General features: G+C 41.5%; 19 protein-coding genes. 10 read left to right on the top strand and 9 right to left on the bottom strand.

The features are described 5' to 3' along the window. Positions 1–115 precede the first annotated feature (115 nt). Positions 116–1,498, bottom strand: coding sequence for a sugar porter family MFS transporter (locus DXA54_RS09125; protein ID WP_004307928.1), 1,383 nt, complete (start codon positions 1,496–1,498; stop codon positions 116–118). A 171-nt stretch (positions 1,499–1,669) separates the two neighbouring features. Between DXA54_RS09125 and DXA54_RS09120 the strand changes: the two genes are divergently transcribed. Beyond that, positions 1,670–2,563 (top strand): AraC family transcriptional regulator, encoded by an 894-nt coding sequence (locus DXA54_RS09120; RefSeq protein WP_004306566.1) that lies wholly within the window; start codon positions 1,670–1,672, stop codon positions 2,561–2,563. A 171-nt stretch (positions 2,564–2,734) separates the two neighbouring features. Here DXA54_RS09120 and dnaE read toward each other — a convergent pair whose 3' ends face one another. After that, positions 2,735–6,541 carry a DNA polymerase III subunit alpha gene (dnaE, locus tag DXA54_RS09115; protein WP_120079277.1) on the bottom strand — a complete coding sequence of 1,269 codons (3,807 nt, stop codon included), beginning with the start codon at positions 6,539–6,541 and terminating at the stop codon, positions 2,735–2,737. Positions 6,542–6,702: 161 nt separating this feature from the next. On the opposite strand from dnaE, the gene DXA54_RS09110 reads away from it, so the two are divergent. From DXA54_RS09110 to DXA54_RS09100, 3 genes are all read left to right on the top strand, one after another. Beyond that, positions 6,703–7,389, top strand: coding sequence for a phosphatidylserine decarboxylase family protein (locus tag DXA54_RS09110; RefSeq protein ID WP_087320655.1), 687 nt, complete (start codon positions 6,703–6,705; stop codon positions 7,387–7,389). Positions 7,390–7,399: 10 nt separating this feature from the next. Then, entirely contained in the window at positions 7,400–8,107 is a 708-nt protein-coding gene (gene pssA, locus DXA54_RS09105) for a CDP-diacylglycerol--serine O-phosphatidyltransferase (protein ID WP_004306563.1), read from the top strand. 67 nt (positions 8,108–8,174) lie between these two features. Then, positions 8,175–8,465 (top strand): DUF4834 family protein, encoded by a 291-nt coding sequence (locus DXA54_RS09100; protein ID WP_004306562.1) that lies wholly within the window; start codon positions 8,175–8,177, stop codon positions 8,463–8,465. Positions 8,466–8,480: 15 nt separating this feature from the next. On the opposite strand, the gene DXA54_RS09095 is transcribed toward DXA54_RS09100, so the two are convergent. Together DXA54_RS09095 and DXA54_RS09090 are read right to left on the bottom strand one after the other, a co-directional pair. Next, the gene (locus DXA54_RS09095) at positions 8,481–8,918 is read right to left on the bottom strand and encodes a nucleoside deaminase (protein WP_004299216.1); all 438 of its coding nucleotides are present in this window, start codon (positions 8,916–8,918) and stop codon (positions 8,481–8,483) included. Positions 8,919–8,958: 40 nt separating this feature from the next. Then, entirely contained in the window at positions 8,959–9,192 is a 234-nt protein-coding gene (locus DXA54_RS09090) for a hypothetical protein (protein WP_004299215.1), read from the bottom strand. 67 nt (positions 9,193–9,259) lie between these two features. Between DXA54_RS09090 and DXA54_RS09085 the strand changes: the two genes are divergently transcribed. From DXA54_RS09085 to DXA54_RS09070, 4 genes are all read left to right on the top strand, one after another. Continuing rightward, positions 9,260–9,625: a YraN family protein gene (locus DXA54_RS09085; protein WP_004299213.1), complete on the top strand. Its 366-nt coding sequence runs from the start codon at positions 9,260–9,262 to the stop codon at positions 9,623–9,625. A gap of 114 nt (positions 9,626–9,739) precedes the next feature. Continuing rightward, entirely contained in the window at positions 9,740–10,096 is a 357-nt protein-coding gene (locus DXA54_RS09080; RefSeq protein ID WP_004306560.1) for an MmcQ/YjbR family DNA-binding protein, read from the top strand. After that, the gene (locus DXA54_RS09075; RefSeq protein ID WP_004306558.1) at positions 10,080–10,838 is read left to right on the top strand and encodes a biotin--[acetyl-CoA-carboxylase] ligase; all 759 of its coding nucleotides are present in this window, start codon (positions 10,080–10,082) and stop codon (positions 10,836–10,838) included. Before DXA54_RS09080 ends, DXA54_RS09075 begins: the two co-directional genes overlap by 17 nt. A 66-nt stretch (positions 10,839–10,904) precedes the next feature. Next, positions 10,905–12,197 carry a zinc-dependent metalloproteinase lipoprotein gene (locus DXA54_RS09070; protein ID WP_008650082.1) on the top strand — a complete coding sequence of 431 codons (1,293 nt, stop codon included), beginning with the start codon at positions 10,905–10,907 and terminating at the stop codon, positions 12,195–12,197. 34 nt (positions 12,198–12,231) lie between these two features. Here DXA54_RS09070 and DXA54_RS09065 read toward each other — a convergent pair whose 3' ends face one another. Beyond that, positions 12,232–12,915, bottom strand: a complete 684-nt coding sequence (locus tag DXA54_RS09065) for a tetratricopeptide repeat protein (protein ID WP_004306554.1) — start codon at positions 12,913–12,915, stop codon at positions 12,232–12,234. A 112-nt stretch (positions 12,916–13,027) separates the two neighbouring features. Here DXA54_RS09065 and DXA54_RS09060 point away from each other — a divergent pair, with 112 nt between their 5' ends. Then, positions 13,028–14,356 carry an MATE family efflux transporter gene (locus tag DXA54_RS09060; protein ID WP_008650081.1) on the top strand — a complete coding sequence of 443 codons (1,329 nt, stop codon included), beginning with the start codon at positions 13,028–13,030 and terminating at the stop codon, positions 14,354–14,356. A gap of 54 nt (positions 14,357–14,410) precedes the next feature. Continuing rightward, on the top strand, positions 14,411–15,121 hold the full coding sequence (gene pyrH / locus DXA54_RS09055) for a UMP kinase (protein WP_004306551.1): 711 nt from the start codon (positions 14,411–14,413) through the stop codon (positions 15,119–15,121). A 105-nt stretch (positions 15,122–15,226) separates the two neighbouring features. Here pyrH and DXA54_RS09050 read toward each other — a convergent pair whose 3' ends face one another. Genes DXA54_RS09050 through DXA54_RS09035 form a run of 4 tightly spaced genes read right to left on the bottom strand, consistent with a single transcriptional unit; the run spans position 15,227 to position 22,996 of the window. Further along, positions 15,227–16,780, bottom strand: coding sequence for a hypothetical protein (locus tag DXA54_RS09050; protein WP_032852827.1), 1,554 nt, complete (start codon positions 16,778–16,780; stop codon positions 15,227–15,229). 10 nt (positions 16,781–16,790) lie between these two features. After that, entirely contained in the window at positions 16,791–18,203 is a 1,413-nt protein-coding gene (locus DXA54_RS09045; RefSeq protein WP_004307919.1) for a hypothetical protein, read from the bottom strand. Positions 18,204–18,206: 3 nt separating this feature from the next. After that, complete coding sequence (locus DXA54_RS09040; RefSeq protein WP_004306546.1) at positions 18,207–20,870, bottom strand: glycoside hydrolase family 2 TIM barrel-domain containing protein; 2,664 nt, start codon at positions 20,868–20,870, stop codon at positions 18,207–18,209. 11 nt (positions 20,871–20,881) lie between these two features. Continuing rightward, positions 20,882–22,996 (bottom strand): BACON domain-containing protein, encoded by a 2,115-nt coding sequence (locus tag DXA54_RS09035; RefSeq protein ID WP_008650075.1) that lies wholly within the window; start codon positions 22,994–22,996, stop codon positions 20,882–20,884. Between the last annotated feature and the right edge of the window lie 21 nt (positions 22,997–23,017).

Here is a 23,017-nt window from a genome sequence, read left to right as displayed (position 1 = left end):
GATCAAGAGACAAAGAGGGTCAGGGACAGGGAGATTTTACATTCTCCCTGCCTGATTGATGATGTTATCCAATACCTATTTACTTACTTGTTAATTTGCCAACCTGTTGTTTTTTTTATTTGATTAAATCCTTTTCCAATGCTTCCAGTGATTTGCCTTTCGTTTCGGGCAACGCACGGAAGAAGAACAAATAGCCGACAGCACAAATGACTGCATAAATCCAGAATGTACCACTGCTTCCCAAGAAATTATTCAGTAACGGGAAAGTGTATGTCAGCGTGAAACTACCTACCCACAAAGCAAATGTACAGGTTGCCATTGCAACGGCACGCACCCGGTTCGGGAAGATTTCGGCAAGCAGCACCCAAGTGATAGGCCCCAGGGACATTGCATAGCAAGCGATAGCCAGCACAACAAGTACCACCATAAAGAATCCGCTTACCTCGAAGAAATAGCAAGTGCCGAGAATGAGATAAATGCCAGCCAGCCCTCCGGCACCCAAAAGCATCAGAGCGCGACGTCCCAAGCGTTCGACTGTATAGATAGCCACAAAAGTAAAAACTACATTCGCCACACCTGTCACCACAATATTAAAGAGAACATCTCCCAACGAATACCCTGCAGACTGGAATATCTCCTGCGCATAATTGAAGATTACATTCGTACCGCACCATTGCTGGAATACAGCCACAATAATGCCTAAAACAAGTACCTTGCGGAACGGACGGCTAAACAATAACCGCAATCCTCCTTCCGACTTCGAAGAACCGGTTTCTTCCACCAAGCGAAGTTCCTGATCGGCATAATCATCACCACCTATTTTACTAAGCACATTCCATGCTTTCTCTTCTTTTCCTTTCATCGCCAGCCAGCGGGGACTTTCGGGGATGAAACATGCCAACAACAAGAATATCGCAGCAGGGAAGGCAGCCGCCCAAAACATCCATCGCCATCCCATCTGCCCGTTCCATGAAGCACAAATATCCACAGGAGAAAAGTCTGCAGGAATAGGTTCTGCAATCAGCCAGTTAGTGATTTGAGCGCCCAGGATACCGAGTACAATCGTCAATTGATTCAGCGAAACGAGTTTTCCCCTAATTGACGTAGGAGCTACTTCGGCAATATACATGGGAGAAAGTCCCGAAGCAATTCCGATTCCGATGCCACCTAAAAAACGGGCTGCCAAAAACCAACTAAATGCGGAAAACGCTCCGGTAGCATAAGCTGAAGACAAGAATATGAAAGCAGAAATTATCAGGAGAGGCTTACGTCCATAACGGTCTGCCATCATGCCTGCCACCATAGCGCCAATCAAACAACCGAGCAAAGCCACGCTCATGGCAAGTCCCTGCATGGCGGGTACATCGGCAATATCGAAATAGAGTTCATAGAAAGGCTTCGCTCCCCCTATCACCACCCAGTCGTAGCCAAAGAGAAGTCCGCCCATCGCAGAGACTAAACATATAAAATAGACAAACTTTTTATTATAACTTTTCATACCATTAGAAGATTGATTAATTGATACTGCAAAGATAGAGCATGTCAAGAGCATAAAAAATAGAATTTCATTCGATAAAGATGGACAATCTTATTTTTTGCAGTTTATTTGATAGATAAGATACATTGTTATATATTTGCGCAGAACAGTCGAATCATATACTATGAGATTATGGTAAAGTTGAAAGATGGATTTACCGGAGAAAGAGCTTTAGTGCTTCCCCGCATTATCGTTGACAAAATGGAAGAAGACCCTCTTACCTCCATGCTACACATTACTGACATCGGATATTATCCGAAAGCCAAGCATCACTTCCGGGAACGGAAAGAGCCTATCAACCAGTATGTATTCATCTATTGCATAGACGGGGCCGGATGGTATCGCATCGGCAATCAGGAATATACCGTATCCGCCAACCAGTATTTTATCCTCCCTGCGGGAGTTCCCCATGCCTATGCTTCCGACAAATCGTATCCATGGACTATTTACTGGATACACTTTAAAGGTATTCTCGCTCCCTTTTACGCTCAAGAGGCAAGCCGCCCAATGGATATCCAACCTGAATCGCATTCACGCATCAGTACACGAATCAATTTATTTGAAGAGATATTCAATACTTTGAAGAATGGTTATAGTAATGAGAACCTGCGTTATGCATTCTCTATGTTTCATTTTTATTTGGGAACATTGCGATATATACAACAATTTCGCAATGCAACTGCAAATAATGATGCAGCAGAAGATGAAAATGTAAGCGAACTGGCTATTCATTATATGAAAGAGAATATGGAAAAGCATCTTAGCCTACAAGATATAGCCGATCAGATCGGATATTCTCCTTCCCACTTCTCCCTGTTGTTCAAAAAGAAAACAGGCCATAGTCCTTTGACCTATTTCAACTTATTAAAGATACAGCAATCCTGCCAGCTACTCGACACTACTGATATGAAAATTAATCAGATATGCTATAAAATAGGTATAGAAGATACCTATTATTTCTCCCGGTTATTCAGCAAAATCATGGGGATGTCTCCACGTGAGTATCGTAAATCGAAAAAAGGATAACAAAGATTGAAAAAATAGCACACAACTATATAAATAAAAAGAGACTATGTTTTCTACAACATTGTCTCTTTTATTATTTTTCTAAATTTTAAATTAACCTCCTTATCTTTGTTCCATAAAGAAATAGACAAAGCAAAATTCTTATTTCAAAACGCCATAAATCACCAATAATCAATTTATATGAAATCCCAGTTCCGGACGTTCCTTTAAATATGTTATTAAATCCCGCCCCACCGAAAGCTTAATCGGACGGGAAATCAAATCAATTGACATGTGGCTTACATCGGCATCATCCGTCACTTTAAAATACAATTCCGTATTTCCCGGATGTTCCTTAGTCAGAGTGGCAAGTTCAGTAACCAAAGCCGAGTTCAAGACTGACAGAGGAATGATAATCGTGATCTTCTGCACCAGTTCTTCTTTCACATCGGGAAGAAGCTCCATAGAGGTGATTTTCACTTCCAATTCATCCTGCCGCCATTGTTTGGCTTGGCAACGAGCTTTAATATATAAGAACGTTCCTTCGTTGAGATATCCCTGATAAGTCACCCAGTCATTTCCCCAGAATGGGATTTCAGTAGAACCGGAATAATCTTCAATCTTAGCAATGCCATACGGATTTCCGTTCTTGCTGACTCCGCGACGAACACTAGTTACAATTCCTCCCATCGTTATTTCACGACCAACAAGTGCAGCTTTATCTTCCAAATCCGCCATCCGTGTATTGCAGACATGTTCCAATACGATAGAAAATTCATCCAACGGATGAGCAGAAAGATAGATACCGACCAAATCACGCTCACGATTCAGACGATCAAGATCACTCCAACGTTCTACACCTTGAGGAATTTCAGGAGTTGCAACATCAATAACGTTTTCACCACCGAACAAAGAATTGACAGCAGCTGCCTTATCTGCCTGATAGCGGTTACCATAACGCATCAATGTTTCCAGAAATACCTCACCTTTAGAATTTACAGCAAAATATTGTTCCCGTTTCAGTTCAGGAAAACTATCAAACCCTCCGGCTAATGCCAGACATTCCATATTCTTTTTGTTGCAGGCATTCAGGTTGACACGTTGCACAAAGTCGAATATACCGAGAAAAGGACCATTCTTACGCCGTTCCTCCATTATGCTTTGTACAGCAGCTTCACCTACACCTTTGACAGCACCAAGTCCGAAACGAATATCACCGTCATGGTTTACGGTAAACTTCAGGTTACTTTCATTCACATCCGGTCCCAGCGTCTGAATACCCATTGCTTTACATTCGTCCATCAGTTTCGTGATATCAGTAATGTTCGACAAGCTTCGGCTCATCACAGCAGCCATATATTCAGGAGGGTAATTTGCTTTTAGATAGGCTGTTTGGTAAGCTACCCACGAATAACAAGTAGCATGTGATTTATTGAAAGCATAAGACGCGAATTTTTCCCAGTCTGTCCAAATCTTCTCAAGCACTTTCGGGTCGTGTCCGTTCTTACGCCCACCTTCAATAAATTTAGGTTTCATGTGATCCAACTTGTCACGCAACTTCTTACCCATCGCTTTACGGAGCGCATCAGACTCACCACGAGTAAAGTCTGCCAATAAACGTGACAGAAGCATCACCTGTTCCTGATAGACCGTAATTCCATACGTATCCTTCAAGTACTTTTCCATTACAGGAATATCATACTCAATCGGCTTGCGTCCATGTTTGCGGTCGATAAAATCAGGTATATAATCCATTGGCCCCGGACGATAAAGGGCATTCATGGCAATCAAATCTTCGAATGTAGAAGGCTGCAATTCGCGCAGGTACTTCTGCATACCGGCAGATTCAAACTGGAATGTACCAATCGTACGTCCGTCACTATATAATTTATAAGTAGCCGGATCAGAAATATCTATCGCATCGACATCCACTTCAACATTACGACTTAAACGGATATTTTCAACAGCTTCTTTGATGATAGACAAAGTTTTCAGACCGAGGAAGTCCATCTTAATCAATCCGGTATCTTCAATCACCGAACCTTCATACTGGGTAACAAGCATTTTTTCGCCCGTTTCCTTGTCATCAGCAGTGCTGACTGGTACCCAATCGGTAATATCATCACGACAGATAATCGTACCACAAGCATGTACACCTGTACCACGCACGTTACCTTCAAGCATCTTAGCGTACTTGATCGTATCCCGCAACAGTGGATCGGATGACGCTTCCGCAGCTTGCAATTCAGGAACATAAGCTATAGCATTCGGCAAATTCAGTTTCTTGTCAGGGATCTTGTCAGGAACCAATTTACACAAACGGTCAGATTCTGACAAAGGCAGCTTTTGCACACGCGCAACATCCTTGATAGCCATCTTTGTCGCCATGGTACCATACGTAATAATATGAGCAACCTTTTCCTGACCATATTTATTCGTCACCCAACGAAGCACCTCACCACGACCGTCATCATCAAAGTCCACATCAATATCAGGCAGGGAGATACGGTCCGGATTCAAGAAACGCTCAAACAGCAAATCATATTGGATAGGGTCAATCTTCGTAATCCCCAAACAGTAGGCCACTGCCGAACCGGCAGCCGAACCACGTCCCGGACCAACTGATACACCCAATTCCTTACGTGCCGCATTGATGAAGTCCTGTACAATCAAGAAATATCCGGGAAAACCCATGGTTTTCATGATGTACAGTTCGAAGTTCATCCGCTCTTTGACTTCTTCGGACAGAGGTTCACCATAAATTCTCTTGGCTCCGTCAAAGGCCAGTTTTGCCAGATAGTCTCCTTCAAGTTTAATACGATAAAGTTTATCATAACCACCCAAACGTTTAATTTTTGCTTTCGCATCCTCTTCACTTAATACCACATTACCATGTTCATCTTGAGTAAACTCGTCGAACAAGTCTTTTTCTGTAAACTTCGCCCGATACCCCTCCTCTGTTCCGAAATCTTCGGGAATGGCGAAAGTCGGCATGATAGGTGCATGGTCGATCGAGTAGTATTCTACCTTATCAAGAATCTCCAGTGTATTGCTCAATGCTTCGGGCACGTCGGCAAAGAGTTCGTTCATCTCTTCGCGTGTCTTCATCCATTCTTGTTTGGTGTAAAGCATACGGGTAGGATCATCCAAATCCTTACCGGTACTCAAACAAATCAAACGGTCGTGCGCTTCCGCATTCTCTTCATCTACAAAGTGAACATCATTCGTACAAATCAGTTTGACATTGAATTTCTTAGCATATTCTATCAAATGTTTGTTCACATTCACCTGCAACGGATAACACTCATGATTGGCACGGGGAACAGTCGCTTTATGGCGTTGTAACTCCAGATAGTAGTCATCGCCAAACAAGTTCTTATACCATTGTATTGCTTCCTCCGCTTCGGCAAATTGCCCGGCAGTAATCCGCTTCGGCACCTCACCACCGAGACAGGCTGAACAAATAATAAGTCCTTCGTGATATTTTTCGAGTTCGCTACGGTCAGTACGCGGACGCATATAATAACCGCGCGTCCACGCGTGCGATACTAATTTAATAAGGTTGTGATAACCAGTTTCATTCTTAGCCAATACAATCAGGTGATAACCACTCTGGTCGGGCTTGCCTTCTTTCAGGTCCATGGTACGGCGTGCCACATACATTTCACAACCGATGATCGGTTTGAATAGTTTGTTTTCCGCTTCCACGATCTTAGCTTTGCAAGCAGCAATCTCCGCCTCTTTATCCTCACACTCTATCGTGCCGGCCTCAATTCCTGCAATTCGCTTCTTCAGGTCCTTGACTTCACCTTTCGGACCGCTGTTCTTCTTATTGACGTAGTTCGTAAATTCCTTGATACCGAACATATTTCCATGATCGGTCACGGCTATACCCTTCATCCCATTCTTCATAGCTTTATCAACCAGACGAGCTACGCTAGCCTGACCATCCAACAAAGAATATTGAGTATGGACATGTAAATGAACGAAATCCTGCATAATGATAAGTAGTTAATTTGAAGGCATAAAATTACTACCTCCCGGGTTATAAACAAAAATAATCCTCAAAAAGTTATCAACATTCGCATTTCTATGCTCATTTACTTGCTGATTTTTTAAATTAAGTATATTTTTGCAGACAATATCATTAAACAGCATTCATGGGCCGACTAAAGAAATTGAAGAAAATACGTATTCACCGCGAAGGAACACATATATTATGGGCTAGCTTCTTGCTATTGCTATTGATTAATGCGGCTCTTTATTGGGGGATCGATTGCAAAATACCTTTTTATGTGGTAGCAGTAGCGAGTATATCAGTCTATCTGCTGATGGTGAACTTCTTTCGATGTCCGATCCGTCTCTTCGGACAGGACACTGAAAAGATTGTCGTAGCACCCGCCGATGGAAAAATCGTCGTTATCGAGGAAGTCGATGAAAACGAATATTTCCATGACCGCCGGTTAATGATATCCATCTTCATGAGCATTGTGAATGTACATGCCAACTGGTATCCGGTGGACGGTACCATTAAAAAGGTAGCACATCATAATGGAAACTTCATGAAAGCATGGCTGCCGAAAGCCAGCACAGAAAACGAACGTTCTACGGTAGTAATCGAAACTCCGGAAGGAGTGGAAGTACTCACCCGGCAAATTGCCGGAGCAGTGGCACGCCGTATTGTCACCTACGCTGAAGTAGGAGAAGAATGTTATATTGACGAACACATGGGATTTATCAAATTCGGTTCCCGTGTGGATGTGTATTTACCCATTGGCACAGAAGTATGTGTCAGCATGGGACAATTAACGACTGGTAACCAAACGGTTATCGCCAAACTTAAATAATTCTGTCACAATGACAAACGTTATTAAAAACAGTATTCCGAATACCGTAACCTGCCTGAACCTTTTCTCCGGTTGTATTGCCTGCGTCATGGCTTTTGAAGCCAAATATGAGCTGGCTCTACTTTTCATTGCTTTAAGTTCCATTTTCGATTTCTTCGACGGATTGTTGGCTCGTATGCTCAATGCACATTCCATTATCGGAAAAGACTTGGACTCATTGGCAGATGATGTCAGTTTTGGAGTTGCTCCTTCACTGATCGTATTCTCTCTGTTCAAAGAAATGTATTATCCGGCAAGTATGGAGTTCATCGCTCCTTACCTACCCTATTTAGCATTCTTGATTTCTGTTTTTTCAGCATTGCGCCTGGCTAAATTCAATAATGACACGCGACAGACCAGTTCTTTTGTGGGACTTCCGGTTCCCGCCAACGCTCTGTTCTGGGGTTCTTTAGTGGCGGGTGCACATGACTTCCTGATATCAGACAACTGCCATCCTGTCTACCTTCTTATACTTGTCTGTCTGTTTTCCGGACTGCTGGTATCAGAAATACCGATGTTTTCGCTGAAATTTAAAAATCTGTCATGGAATGACAACAAAATCAGTTTTATATTCCTGATTATCTGCATTCCTCTTCTTATATTTCTTGGAATCAGTAGCTTTGCCGCCATCATTGTATGGTATATTTTACTTTCACTTTTTACAAGAAAAAGTAAATAAACAATCTCTTGGCACGTTTGTTGTACTATGAGTTTTATCGAAGTAACAACATAAAAATCATAGCCCGATGCATATACTTTTATTCATACTCATTTTTATTATTGCCATTTTCGTATTTGGCCTTTCTATTATCGGCTTCATACTAAGAACGATTTTCGGATTAGGACGTGGTTCTTCTTCATCACGCCCGAAACAAACGGAATCGGGACGTACAAGCCAACAGGACTATGGCCAAAGAGATCGCCGTTCAAATGATGATGAAGAGGAAATATATTCCGAGAATGTTCCGGAGAAAAGACATAAAAAAATATTCACCCAGGACGATGGTGAATATGTAGATTTTGAGGAAATCAAATAAAACAGGATACTGCTTTTATTTTCGTTTCGCAGCAAAGAACTCTTTCATTAATGTAGCGCATTCGTCAGCCATTACCCCTTTTACAACCACCGTTTTAGGATGTAGAGCCGAACCGGCATATTTCTGATAGCCGCGTTTTTCATCTTCGGCGCCAAATACAAGCTTACCAGTCTGTGCCCAAGCAATAGCTCCGGCACACATTACGCAAGGTTCAACTGTGACATACAGGGTACATTCGTTCAAGTACTTGCCACCAAGCACATTGGCAGCAGCTGTAATAGCCTGCATCTCGGCATGAGCCGTTACATCATTCAATGTTTCTGTGAGATTATGGGCACGTGCGATAATCCGCTCCTTACAAACCACGACAGCTCCAACGGGAACTTCCCCCCGCTCGGCAGCCTTTCCTGCCTCTATCAAAGCTTGTTTCATGAAGTAAATATCGTCCAGCATTCCACCCTTTAATTTTGAATCTATTATTTTTATTATCCCCCTATCGTCTCATGTCGTGTTCACCAAAAAGGGTTGGATAATCTTCTTCCATATTCTTATGAATAAACATGAGAATCGTTTCACGAAGCCAACGTGACTTGTTCGTTATCTTATATTTCTCAAGATAACGATCTACAATCAGCTGTTCTTCGTCGCTCAATAAAATGCTCATCCGTCGTTCCCTTTTGGTACACTCGACATGCATTTTCAGGCACTTCTTACTCCTTTTTCTCATATCTTCTGCAAAATTACTTTTACTTCTGTAAATACAAAGAATAAAAGCAGTAAATTTGCAAAAAAAGATGGCTAAACATAATGATTTAGGAAAAGCCGGAGAAAATGCCGCCGTAGCTTATCTTGAACAGAAGGGGTATCTCATCCGTGACCGGAACTGGAGAAAAGGACATTTCGAACTGGACATTGTAGCAGCAAAGGATAATGAACTGATTGTAGTAGAAGTGAAAACTCGCAGTAATACCCTATTTGCAGAGCCGGAAGATGCTGTTGATTTACCTAAAATAAGACGTACGGTACGCGCAGCGGATACCTATATCAGATTGTTTCAGATTGACTCTCCTGTACGCTTTGATATCATTACTGTAGTAGGCAACGACGGGCATTTCAAGGTTGAACACATAGAGGAAGCGTTTTATCCTCCTTTATATTAAAGAATGCTTTGGCTTTACATATTCATCATTATAAGAGCCGTGAAATGCGTGCAATCTGCGCTTAAAATTATGATATAACCAATTATGAAAACATACTATAATTATTAATTCATTATGAATGTAGAAACTATCAGAGAATACTGCTTAAGCAAGAGAGGAGTCACCGAATCTTTCCCTTTCGATGATGTATCACTGGTTATAAAGGTAATGAACAAGATGTTTGCTCTCATTGACCTGGAAGAAGCTAATCACATCGCGCTAAAATGTGACCCGGAGAAAGCAATCGAACTGCGTGAACATTATTCGGGAATTGAAGGGGCTTATCATTTTAATAAAAAGTACTGGAATAGTGTCCGCTTTGATAGTGACATAGACGATAAATTGATGAAAGAGCTTATCGATCACTCTTATAATGAGGTAATCAAAAAATTTACTAAAAAGTTACGTGCAGAATATGATGCCCTTCCCTGATATATTCCCGGTTCCATTGATTCATATCAACGAGACTAATTCTACCAACAATTATCTGCAATCTCTCTGTTCTAAACAGAAAATGGAAGAACTAACTGTCGTTGTCGCCGATTTTCAAACTTCCGGTCGGGGACAACGTGGCAATTCTTGGGAATCAGATCCTGGCAAGAATCTTCTTTTCAGCACCGTTATCTTCCCTGAGTTTTTGGAAGCACGACGTCAGTTTCTCATTTCACAGGTCATCTCTTTAGCCATTAAAGAAGAATTAGATACTTATACCACCGATATCTCTATCAAATGGCCGAACGATATTTATTGGAAAGAAAAGAAAATATGCGGGATGTTGATAGAAAACGATCTGATGGGGCGGAACATCAGTCAAAGTATTGCAGGCATCGGAATTAATATTAATCAGGAGATATTTCACAGTTCTGCTCCTAACCCCGTTTCACTAGTACAAATCACAGGAAAAGAGCATGATCTATTCGAAATACTGAAAAATATCATGCTACGTATCCAATCTTATTATAGCTTGCTCAAAAAAGGCGATACGACATCAATAGCCTGTCAATATGAAAAGTCTCTTTTCAGAAGGGAAGGAATTCATCGATATAAAGATGCCAATGGAGAATTTCTTGCACGAATCGTTTGTGTAGAACCTGAAGGAAGATTAATTTTAGAAGACGAGATGCTGATGAAAAGAGACTATATGTTTAAGGAAGTAGAATATTTACTGAAATAAGCTATCCTATTCCAGATCAAAACATTATCTTTGGAACGTGCGTTTTTATATAAAACTCTTTCATTTATGAAAACAAAACTAATTTTCCTCCTTTCATTATTATGGATATTAATAGGATGCGATGATTCAGATTCTGCAACATTGAATATATCAGAATCGAAGTTTGATAACATCAGCGCAAGCGGTGAATCATTAACGATAGATATTACATGCAGTTCTTCATGGACTGTAACAAGTAATAAACAATGGTGTATTCCTAATACACAAAAAGGAGAGAACGATGGAAAGTTAATCTTATCTATTAATGCAAATCTGGAATCCAATTCCAGAACAGCAACTGTCACTATTATAAGTCATAAGGTTAACAAAACTGTTCAAATCATCCAAAATGGCTCTATCAATACAGCTGAAGAATATCATTATAAAATCCCTGTAATCTTTCATGTATTGTATAAAGAAGATAGAAATTCTCTACAGAAAGTAAATTCAAGCCGTTTATCCCATATACTAGACAAAGTGAACAGTCTGTATAAAAGCAAGAATAACAGTGTAGATATGAATCTCACTTTTACATTGGCAACAACAGATAAAAATGGAGAAACATTACCCAATCCTGGTGTAGAATATATCCAATGGCCAGAATCATACCCTATCGACTGTGAAGCTTTCATGGAGGATAATTCGGGAGAATATGTAAAATACTTATGGGATCCAAACTCATATATCAATATTATGGTTTATAATTTTGCAACCGAACCTAATTCAAATTCAGTAACATTAGGTATCTCCCATATTCCTTTTTCTACTAAAGGCAAGCATTATTTAGAAGGGCTTGGTGAAACAGACTACTCTCATCTAACATTAGCAAATTTACAATTCCCACTATGTGTCTCTATTAATAGCCTATATATTAATGAAGAATCTACTTCAACAAAATATAACACAGCAGACGTTACTGTCACGCTAGCTCATGAATTAGGACATTACCTGGGACTGCATCATGTCTTTGCCGAAACAAATAATGGTACGTGTGAAGATACAGATTATTGCAAAGATACTAAAAGCTATAATAAACAAGAGTATGATAGTAATTGTGATTACATATATGAAAATGAGAGAGCAAAATACACATTTGAAAATTTGGTAAAACGAACAGGATGTGATGGTATAGAGTTTATCTCTTATAATATCATGGATTATGCTATTAGCCACTCAAATCAATTCACTCAAAATCAACGTGAACGTATCAGACATGTCTTATCCTATAGTCCACTGATACCTGGACCGAAGAAAGGAGACATTGATACCCGAGCACTTAATGAAGGTCCCTTGGATTTACCAATACGAACTATAAAATAACAAATTGAATATAATAGAAAAAGAGGTGAACCACCTAGCGATTCACCTCTTTTTCTATTCTCAATATCTTATCCAATGTCTTTTGAGCTTCTGTCGATGGAAAACGTAGAACAACTTTCTGTAAAGAGTTACGCGCTTTCTCATACCGGGTAGTAAACAACTTCGATAATCCATCCCGATAGCGGGCATACTGCATTTTAGTGGGAGAAGGAAGTTTTTTGTAATCCGTTTCTAACTTTTTCTTCTCCTGCTCTGCCATCAAATAATAATAGTTTCCTAAAAAGATATTAGCAGCCAGATTATCCGCATCGAGTTGCAATATTTTTTCGTACATACGCAAAGCGTCTTTTTCTTGTCCGCGGCACACTTGCATTTCCGCACATGTTTCCAAACAATCTACATTATTTGGGTCCTTTTGCAGCAACTCTTTGTAGAACAAATAAGCTTTGTCGTAATTCCGTTTCTTTTTATAGGCGAGAGCTAATTCAGTAGCCAGTTTGGAGCTAATTTCACTATTCTTGTCCACATTCGTCCAATAATACATTTCCGTACGGTCTATATTCAGAGGAATAGTCTGTCGGAAATAGCTCACAGCCTGTCCATTCTGCCCAGCCTCAATGGCGGCAGATACTTTCTGCAACATCTCATCAACCGACTGTGCATTCAGCGCCAGCGGCAGTGAGAATAAAGAGATAAGAAAAATAGTTAAGGTCCTCATAATCCATCCGATTGCTATTTAGTTCGTGATTCACAAAGATACAACAAAAAAATAAAAAATGTACCTTTGTGGACGAAAAGAACAATCAATTTGATAAAAGTGTTTCTATAAAATGATAGATAAAAAACAATCCTCCGAAAACAGACGAATATTACGGATAGCCATACCATCGATTATATCAAATATTACCGTCCCGCTACTGGGACTTATCGATGTTACCATCGTAGGACACCTCGGTTCTCCGGCCTACATTGGAGCCATCGCTGTAGGGGGAATGTTGTTTAATATTATCTATTGGATTTTCGGATTCCTACGCATGGGGACGAGTGGCATGACCTCACAAGCGTATGGGCAGCATAATCTAAATGAAATCACCCGGTTACTGTTACGTTCCGTTGGCGTAGGATTGTTTATAGCTCTTTGCCTGTTGATACTCCAATACCCCATCCTGAAATTGGCATTCACTCTGATACAAACCACACCGGAAGTCGAGCAACTGGCAACTACTTATTTCTATATCTGTATCTGGGGAGCTCCCGCCACATTAGGACTTTATGGATTCGCCGGTTGGTTTATCGGAATGCAGAATTCACGCTTTCCCATGTATATCGCTATTACTCAAAACATTGTCAATATTGTAGCCAGCCTATCCTTTGTCTACTTGCTGGATATGAAAGTGGCAGGAGTGGCAACAGGAACTTTAATAGCCCAATATGCAGGTTTCTTCATGGCCATATTGCTATATATGCGCTATTATAGTGCACTAAGAAAGCGGATCGTATGGAAAGAAATTATACAGAAACAAGCCATGTACCGTTTCTTCCAAGTCAACCGGGACATCTTCTTCCGTACCCTTTGCCTGGTTGTAGTCACCATGTTTTTCACCTCTGCAGGAGCCGCCCAAGGAGAAATTGTATTAGCCGTAAACACCTTGCTCATGCAACTATTCACTCTGTTTTCTTACATCATGGACGGATTTGCTTATGCCGGTGAAGCACTGGCCGGCCGTTACATAGGTGCCAAGAATCAAACAGCCTTACGCAACACAGTACATCACCTTTTCTATTGGGGATTGGGTCTTTCATTGATATTCACCATCCTTTATGCAATCGGTGGAAAAGAATTTCTTGGCCTACTAACCAATGACACTTCAGTAATCAACGCTTCAGACACTTATTTTTACTGGGCACTTATCATTCCGCTAGCTGGCTTTTCTGCTTTCCTGTGGGATGGAGTATTTATTGGTGCCACCGCTACCCGTCAGATGCTTTACTCCATGTTAGTCGCTTCCGCCAGCTTCTTCGGAGTATATTACGCTTTCCATCCTCTCCTGGGAAATCACGCCCTGTGGCTGGCTTTTCTCATTTATCTTTCCCTGCGAGGAGTTGTACAAACCTTTTTGGGAAGGCAAATAATGAAAAAAGTAATCGCATCCCAGTGAGGCTATCCGATAAATTATCTCTATATTTGCGGCAAACAATAAAAAGCAAAAGGTATGGCAAAGTATAAAAGAATCTTACTAAAGCTCAGTGGAGAGAGCTTGATGGGCGAAAAGCAATACGGCATTGACGAAAAAAGACTGGCAGAATATGCTCAACAAATCAAAGAAATCCACGAACAAGGGGTACAGATTGGTATCGTCATCGGAGGAGGTAATATATTCCGCGGATTAAGCGGAGCCAATAAAGGTTTTGACCGTGTGAAAGGTGACCAAATGGGAATGTTGGCTACCGTTATCAATAGCCTCGCTCTAAGTTCTGCTCTTGTGGCTACCGGTGTAAAAGCACGTGTATTGACAGCAGTACGGATGGAACCTATCGGTGAATTCTACAGTAAATGGAAAGCCATCGAATGTATGGAAAACGGTGAAGTGGTCATCATGTCTGCAGGAACAGGAAATCCTTTCTTTACTACAGATACCGGTTCTTCACTTAGAGGAATAGAAATCGAAGCAGACGTTATGCTGAAAGGTACTCGCGTAGATGGCATTTACACAGCTGATCCTGAAAAAGATCCTACCGCAACCAAATTCGATGATATTACGTATGATGAAGTGTTGAAACGTGGTCTGAAAGTTATGGATTTAACTGCGACTTGTATGTGCAAAGAAAATAACCTGCCTATCGTCGTATTTGATATGGACACAGTAGGTAACTTAAAGAAAGTAATCAGCGGAGAAGAGATAGGTACGTTAGTACACAACTAATCAGAAAATAAAAAGTGCGAATTTTGCAATAGTAGTTTTTATCAAAGCTATACAGCGAAATTCGCACTTTGTCTTTCTTTTCAAATATTATATCGAAACGAATACCTATTTATCAAAATACTGGATCAAATCATACGCATTAAAATTCAATTCGCGGGCAAAGAAAGATAAATAAGGAAACAACTGATAAGAGTTATCATAAAGACCCTTATTGGCAGGTTTCGACGAATTATCCGTACCATCATCATCCTGATATTTAAACCAATGCCATCCGATACAATTCTTAGCCTCAAGCAATCCTAATGTAAAATGCTGATAAGCATAAGCCCTCTCATTTTGTGTAGGAACAGAATACCCGGCTCCCGACTGGTTATTCAGATCGGAATCCTCCACCCCTTTCGTATAAAACTCACTTACAAGAAACGGCTTATCCGCCCAACTTGCCCAGTCTGCAATCGCTGTTGTCAGTTCGGGACTCCAACGGCTATAATAGTTGATAGAAATGACATCACAATATTTTCCGGCAGCTCTCATCACTCCCTCCATATATTTAGGAGTTCCATGCAATCGAGTCCCCAGATAAAGCAGCTTATCATCTACTTTCATCACTGCCTCTTTCACTGCTTTATAATATTTCTCTGCTACGATACCTGCAAACTCATTATTCAAGGCATCCGTCACACTTTGCACGCCCTTGGAATCCATAAAGCCTTTTGCCGCAACATAAGCCGGATCATTCGAACTGTTGATAGCCAGGAAACGATCCAAAATCCGGGAACTGTTTGAAGAGAAGTTTATCTCATTATCCGAAAAGAACCCCAAGACATTAGGATCACGCAAATAATCTGCGAAAGCACTACCTGCCAAATATGAATCACACCATTCGGCCCATCCATTATAAAACACAAGACCTGCAGCATTATCATCGCTTCCTCCGGGATAATTATAAGACTTCGCACTCTTGAACTGGCTTAGAAAAGCAAATGAAGGTGCCAAAGTCAACGGACTGCTTGGATTGGAAGCATTATGAGTCTGAATCAACGAGTACGTTCCCGTACAGAATGCACCTGTACCATGAAAACCGATCTCACTCAATTCACGTTGAGTAGTGGACAGCCACTTCTCATCAGTTCCAAACCTATTATTCCAGGCTGTTTTATTACGACTGGAAGTTCCTTTGCGCAAAGAAGTTGCACTACGTTCAAGATGCAGGCAGCCTTCCGGATCAACCAACCACCAACGTCCATCTATCTTCTTCGTATAAAACCTGCCCGTAGCTGCTTGTTTCGGAAGCGTTGTCGAACTTCCATATTTATTCACCGACTCCTGATACGCTTTCAATGTCTTAATAGCCGGTTTATATCCATCCATATAAGCAATAATACGTGTATTCCCCGTTGTCCAACTGGATATGGGAGGATAAGCACTGGAATACTTGACACTGATAGGGCGATACATATTGGCATTTAATGACGGAGCATATACCACAGAGGCTCCAGGAACGGGTAAATCTTCCGGGTATTCCGACTCCACATCTTCCCCACCCATCACTATATCAGGAGGCATAAAATTAGGGTCCTTATCATCATCATCCGTACAAGAAACCATAGGAATAGAAGTTATAAACAGTAAAGCTCCCAGTATAAATATTTTTTTCATGGTGTGTATTTTATTGATTGTTATTTGATTGTTGATCGAACCAGTCGGCTAAACGATAGGCATTGATATTCAATTCTTTCATAGCATCGGCCAACGGTTTATAAAGATTGTATTCATTATCTATCAGTCCCTTGTTAGAGTCCAAATTCGAAGGATCTGCTCCTTTTGCCGTCGGGTCATTATCCTGATAACGGAACCAGTGCCATCCGACACAATTTCCACTTTCCAATAATCCTAAAACAAAATGCTGATAGGCATATCCACGTTCCTGTTGAGTTTGAACGGTAAAACCTGCTCCTGTCGTATTCGCCAGTCCGGAATCCATTCCTTTCGTATAAAATTCCGTAATGATGAAAGGTTTTTGAGCCCATTCTCCCCAATGTTTCATGGTCTTCTCACTCGGCGTCCACGCTCCATAGTAGTTAATTGCAACGACATCACAATACCTGCCTGCCGCTTCCACAATCTGGCGGATAAACTTCGGTTTTCCATGTAAACGACTACCCAGATAGAGATGATTGGGATCATACTTCCGAATCGCTTCCGATACCACTTTATAATATCGTTCAGCTACCACCCCTGCAAACTCCTCCCGGTGCTCATCGGTTATTTGTTGCGAAGTAATTCCCTGCTTTTTCAACCAGGATTCCGCATACACTCTTCCCGGATCACCAGGGTTCTGTAAAGTCAGATAGCCTTCCAGATTCTTGGGTCCGAACGGAAGTTCATTATCCGAGAAATAACCAATGATGTTTTTATCCATTTTATTCGCAACCAGTTTTTGTGCCATCTCATCGCAATAAGTTTCGAATTCCGGATCAAAAACGAAAATACACTGATTAGGGTATCCCGTGTTACCAGGCAACTGATAAGTTCCTCCCCGTTTCTTTCCGTATCCGCTCATCAGGTTAAGAATGATTGAGCGGGTCAAGACCTCCTTGTGGGATGCATTGTAAGAAGCAATCGCCTCTTCGTTACTCCAAGAGCCCGTACCGGAAAAGCCCAGTGAATGAATCATCTGTGCTGTTCTTTCGATCCATTTTTCTTCCGTACCAAATTTGTCCAGCATCGCTTGTTTATTGCGTTCGGAAGTCCCCAAACGTACTCCAACCACCACTTTCTGCAAATGCCGATATCCGTCGGGATCAATCATCCACCAACGATTTCCAATACGTTCTACTCTAAAAAATCCAGTAGCCCGGTGTTTCGGAGCATCCCAATCACTTCCATACTCATTTACATGCACTTTATCAGTAGCTTTAAAACCATCCAATTGAGCAATGGTACGGGTATCATACTCCTTCCATGGAAGATCTTTCTGTCCTTTCACCCACGGACGGGCAGTGACCTTAAATGTACGTCCCTGCCCATAACCCAACTGGGATAACAGCAGTAAAAACAATATAACTATACTATTTTTCATCTTCTAATATTCTTTTACGATTCGTATTGCATTTAAAATAGGCACAGACTCTACCGCTCCAAAACGAACGACAAGCCCTTTTCCCTGTGAAACCGGAACAATATACTTTTTAATGACCGCACGTTCGGAACCGTATTCTTCTGCAATATTCATTTGCCCGGCAACAGATACCCCATTTATATCCACAGAAAATACCCGGTTTGCATACTCCTCTTTCACCACATCATTTCCTAAATTATACACCAAAGCCTCTCTCTTATTTTCAGAAGTAAGTTCCGTCCAATACAAATATACAGCATAGACACCATCCGGCACATCCGCTTTAAAGGCCTCAATACCTACCCGTTGCGTCTGAAAGATAGGATCCTGATCCGTTCCCAGTATATCAGTGTCGCTGGCAGGCAAAGAACCGTAACGAGTCTTGTTCGGAGCCACTTCTCCGCCAATATATCCCCATGAGCCTTTTTCATAAGCCTGTTCCGGTATCCAACACAGTTCTGCTGTCCGATCCTCGAAATAACGTTGAGCACCCAGTAATACATTGACTTCCGTAAAGCCGTTCTTCACATTGACACATTGGAAATTGCAAACATACTGGTCACGATATTCGCGTCCCTCTTTTTCAATTACAGCATCTACCACATTTTCTCCGTTGACAAAAGGAATATCCACAGAAACGACCTTATCCGATACCGGATATACTCCCAAACTCTTTCCATTTAAAAAGACTTCCACCTTATCTGCATTGGTATACACCTTCAAAGGTTGCGTACAGCTCTTTCCATCCCGACTGGCTCCTGCCCTGTTCTTCCACGATTTAGAAGCAATGTGCAGGACAGGTGCCTCTTTCAGATAAGCCTGATAAAGATAATATCCATCTTTACGTTCTCTATCCATACTTACCAACCCTTTATTGTTCACATGAGGCATAGCGTTTCTTCTGGCTTCGGAATAAAAATCATTCAAGTTCCAAACCATAGCTCCCACGATATAATCCCTCTTTAGAATTTCAGGCAAGTAATGTTCGTGGTAGATGGAACCAAATTCACAACTAAAATCAAACCGCATCGGCGAAAAAGAGTGAATACGAGTATCCACATCCGCCCCATATTCGGTAATGAGCAACGGTTTGTGAGGAAACTCCCTGTGAAGTTCTTCCAGTTTCTCTTCAAATCCACTCAAGCTACCACCATACCATCCATTATAAAGATTAAAACCCAATAGCATCGGTAATTCTGCAATTCCTGCTTCCTGATAGATTTGAGAAGTAGAATGACAAGGCAACATGGTATAGCGTTCCGAATCCAGACTTCTGATCTGCGCCTCAATCGCCGAAGCTATTTGATGAAGGAATGTCATGTAGTCCGCCCGTTCCGTCCTATTTTCCGGATTAAAAGGAGGACGCAAAAGCACTTCATTCATATAAGCCCAAATAATAACAGATGGATAATTATAGTTCTGACAAACCATCTCTGTCACCTGTTCCACGCAATTATCCATAAATGCCTTACTTTGAGTGATGGCATTCACTACTGGAATTTCAACCGAAGTCAATAGTCCTAACTTATCACACATCTGCATCACAACCGGATCTTGCGGATAATGAGCCACTCGCAGGAAATTACTTCCCATATCCTTACTCAACTGTACATCCCGGATATGCATTTCATCCCGCAAAGCATTTCCCATTCCTTTGTAATCCTGATGCCGACTGGTACCAATCAATTTCCGATATTTCCCATTCAAGAAAAAACCTTTCTCCGCATCAAAACGATATTCACGAATTCCCAGCGGATTGACAACACAATCGAGCACCTCCTCTTTTTTATTCTTCAGACGGCTATATACCTTATACATATAAGGAGAGTCTACATCCCAACGTTTAGGCTGCGTAATAGCCATGAGCGATTCAAAAGCTACATTCTTTTCTTCTGCCTTCACATTTACTTTCTTTTGTGAAAGTGCTACTCTATTACCATCTGCATCCAAAATCTCCGTTTCAAGAATCAATGATTGATTACTCTTCAAAGCATTAGACAAGAATGTCTTTACTGAAATATCTGCTTGCAAATCCGTAATCTTCGATGCTTTGAGATACACCCCACTAGAAGCGTAATGAGTAGTAGACAGTTGCACAGGAGAAGTATACACCAGATAAACATCCCGATAGATTCCCCCGAAGAAAGTAAAGTCCGCTGAAAGAGGAGCAATATCCGGATTATGCGAGTTGTCAACGCTCACAGCTATCAGATTGCGTCCGGCATGAACATAATCAGTCACGTCAAACGTAAAAGCGGAATAACCACCTTTATGATTTCCAACAAACGTTCCATTCACAAACACATTCGTTTCCTGATTGGCTCCCTCAAAACTAAGATAGACTCTTTGTTCGGGGATCAGTTCCTCCACAGCCACCACTTTCCTGTACCAGCCTTTTCCCCGGAAATAACCGGGAATTTCATCATCTGCATCTTTTGCATTCCACGTATGAGGAATGGAAACGTCAGTCCAACCGGAAATATCAAAGTCAGCAGTAGAGGCATCTCCCTCAAAGAGGGAGAACTTCCAACCGTCATTAATCGTTTGCGTCACACGCTGACTATAAACCGTGCCGGTCATAACCAGTAACAAACAGGCTAAAATTATTTTTGGATATACCTTATACATACTTAATACCATTATTTCGAGATTGAACGGACTGCACGAACAAATCTTTTACCGTCTTTTTTAGCATTCGATTTATCCCAGGCAAGCGGTTTTCCAAAACGTACATAAAATGCGCTTGTACCGCTCGATGTTTCACGACTAGCCCAATAGGAATCTCCGGTAGCAGATGCTGCTGCCGTATTCATGATAGTTCCTCCCGCACCAGTAATCACTTGATCCCAAGCTGTACGGTTTGCTTTCTCAAAATCGGTAATCGCATCCGGGTTATTCTCCGTTGCATCTGCCACTGCAGTCCCATTATAAGTTTCAAACATCTGTTCCAAATCCGTTCTCGTAGGCCAATACCATCCGGAACCTTTATCCATACAATATTTAAGAGCGGGCATTTCTGCTGCATTCGGCAATGCTGCCAACGCAGTAGTATTTGCCAGGCCATTGTCATTGGATAAAGTTAAACCGGTAGAAGCCGGAGAGCTTGCCGTAGACCATGCCAGATTCTCTCTGTCCAACGACATAATCTTAGCCTTACCACGATTAGTGCCATCTACCCAGAACACAATGCCTCCTTTTAACGAACCATTATCCGCAATCACCTGTCCCACCGCAAACTCGGAACTTAAAAGCCCTCTTTGTGTAATAGTAACTTCCTGTTTAGGTGCATTCGCTCCGCTTCCGGCTATTACTGTAGCAGTCGTTACCCGGTTAGAACTATTCAAATTAGGCGATAATGTCCAGAAATAAAGAGTTTTACTTGTTATATCAACATACGCTTTCACCCAAGACTCATCAGTTATATTTACTGTAAATTCTGTTTCATCAGAAATCATCGTTATTCCTTCTGATTTCGTCACAGCATCAGGAGTAATAGTCACGGCATTTGTGCTTAACTCGAGAGAAGCGCCTCCTTCAGCCGCAACATTCTGATTCACCGTTACTTCCACCGACTTAGCGGCTGTGCCAGTACCGGCTGTAACCGTAGCAACAGTCGTACGAACATCGCCAGTGGTATTTTTAGATTTTGCTTTGAACGTAACTGTTGTGCCCGAAATAGTATACGAAAGCCAGGAATCATTTGCCAAAGCCACACTAAATACCGTTTTATTGGATGTCAATGTCACATTTGCTTCCGCTTCATTAGCTCCTTCCAATGTCACAGGATTTGGATTAACCGTCAATGTTGCCGGTTCTTCAGGATAAGTATAATCACCGATTGTACGCATACATCTTACAAAACGGTTGGTAGCTGTTTTATTTCCTGCATCAGCTCCCGATTTACCGAAACGTACCCAATAAGCCTGATTACCTGCTGCGTTTTCCGTACTCGACCAATAGCTTTCGCCATTACCTGAACCGGCAGCCTCGTTCATCACATCACCTTGTAAATCAGTCAACATCTTATCAAATGCAGCACGTGCCGCCTTCTCTACTTCCGTCAGTTTATCAGGTACGACTGAAACAAAATCCGGATCAGTATGTCCAACACCATTATAGGTATCAAACAATTCCCATAATTCATCGCGGGCAGGCAGATACCACCCGTCACCCAACGACTGGCAATATGCTACCGCATCATTTGCCGACGGAGAAGTGAACAAGGCAGAATTAGCATATCCGTTGACGGTGGAAAGTGCACTATGAGGCATCACAGAAGCCTCAAAAGGATTCCCCCCCTGACGTTTCACTGAAACCGCTTTTCCTACCATATTATCCGAAGGATCCACCCAGAAAATCATACCGATACCCTCATCCACACTTTGTCCTATCTTCAAAGAAAGATCCGGTTCTTTAGAATCCTGGGTAACCGTCACTTCTACTGTATATGAGCCGCAAGTCAGTTTCACGACAGCCGTTCTTGCATCTTCACCATCATTTTGTGTCAAGGCCGTGTAGACAACACTTTTTGAACTTACATCTACAGAAAGCCATTCTGCTTCGTACTGTGCAACAACCTGACCGACATTGGTATATAACAGCGACGTAACAGAAGAACCCGCCGCTTTCGCCAAATTTACTTTTGTATCTTTACAATTAAATTCAGGCATCACGCGTACCGATGCATCATCGACACAAGAAAGTAACCCCAGATTTAAAATCAATAAGAAGTATATTATTTTTTTCATATTCATTCATGTTTTACAGATAATCAA

The organism is Bacteroides sp. OF03-11BH (genome assembly GCF_003604005.1).
Classification (GTDB): domain Bacteria; phylum Bacteroidota; class Bacteroidia; order Bacteroidales; family Bacteroidaceae; genus Bacteroides; species Bacteroides ovatus.
Note: the sequence above shows the minus strand (reverse complement) of the source record. Positions and strands in the feature narration are given on the sequence as shown.

Excerpts from the sequence above, each read along its gene's own strand:
- DXA54_RS09065 (WP_004306554.1), bottom strand. The coding sequence starts at position 12,915 with ATGAGGACCTTAACTATTTTTCTTATCTCTTTATTCTCACTGCCGCTG.
- DXA54_RS09110 (WP_087320655.1), top strand. The coding sequence starts at position 6,703 with ATGGGCCGACTAAAGAAATTGAAGAAAATACGTATTCACCGCGAAGGA.
- DXA54_RS09070 (WP_008650082.1), top strand. The coding sequence starts at position 10,905 with ATGAAAACAAAACTAATTTTCCTCCTTTCATTATTATGGATATTAATA.
- DXA54_RS09095 (WP_004299216.1), bottom strand. The coding sequence starts at position 8,918 with ATGCTGGACGATATTTACTTCATGAAACAAGCTTTGATAGAGGCAGGA.
- DXA54_RS09050 (WP_032852827.1), bottom strand. The coding sequence starts at position 16,780 with ATGAAAAAAATATTTATACTGGGAGCTTTACTGTTTATAACTTCTATT.
- DXA54_RS09125 (WP_004307928.1), bottom strand. The coding sequence starts at position 1,498 with ATGAAAAGTTATAATAAAAAGTTTGTCTATTTTATATGTTTAGTCTCT.
- pyrH (WP_004306551.1), top strand. The coding sequence starts at position 14,411 with ATGGCAAAGTATAAAAGAATCTTACTAAAGCTCAGTGGAGAGAGCTTG.
- DXA54_RS09045 (WP_004307919.1), bottom strand. The coding sequence starts at position 18,203 with ATGAAAAATAGTATAGTTATATTGTTTTTACTGCTGTTATCCCAGTTG.
- DXA54_RS09090 (WP_004299215.1), bottom strand. The coding sequence starts at position 9,192 with ATGAGAAAAAGGAGTAAGAAGTGCCTGAAAATGCATGTCGAGTGTACC.
- pssA (WP_004306563.1), top strand. The coding sequence starts at position 7,400 with ATGACAAACGTTATTAAAAACAGTATTCCGAATACCGTAACCTGCCTG.
- DXA54_RS09080 (WP_004306560.1), top strand. The coding sequence starts at position 9,740 with ATGAATGTAGAAACTATCAGAGAATACTGCTTAAGCAAGAGAGGAGTC.
- DXA54_RS09040 (WP_004306546.1), bottom strand. The coding sequence starts at position 20,870 with ATGTATAAGGTATATCCAAAAATAATTTTAGCCTGTTTGTTACTGGTT.
- DXA54_RS09120 (WP_004306566.1), top strand. The coding sequence starts at position 1,670 with ATGGTAAAGTTGAAAGATGGATTTACCGGAGAAAGAGCTTTAGTGCTT.
- dnaE (WP_120079277.1), bottom strand. The coding sequence starts at position 6,541 with ATGCAGGATTTCGTTCATTTACATGTCCATACTCAATATTCTTTGTTG.
- DXA54_RS09085 (WP_004299213.1), top strand. The coding sequence starts at position 9,260 with ATGGCTAAACATAATGATTTAGGAAAAGCCGGAGAAAATGCCGCCGTA.
- DXA54_RS09075 (WP_004306558.1), top strand. The coding sequence starts at position 10,080 with ATGATGCCCTTCCCTGATATATTCCCGGTTCCATTGATTCATATCAAC.
- DXA54_RS09060 (WP_008650081.1), top strand. The coding sequence starts at position 13,028 with ATGATAGATAAAAAACAATCCTCCGAAAACAGACGAATATTACGGATA.
- DXA54_RS09035 (WP_008650075.1), bottom strand. The coding sequence starts at position 22,996 with ATGAATATGAAAAAAATAATATACTTCTTATTGATTTTAAATCTGGGG.
- DXA54_RS09100 (WP_004306562.1), top strand. The coding sequence starts at position 8,175 with ATGCATATACTTTTATTCATACTCATTTTTATTATTGCCATTTTCGTA.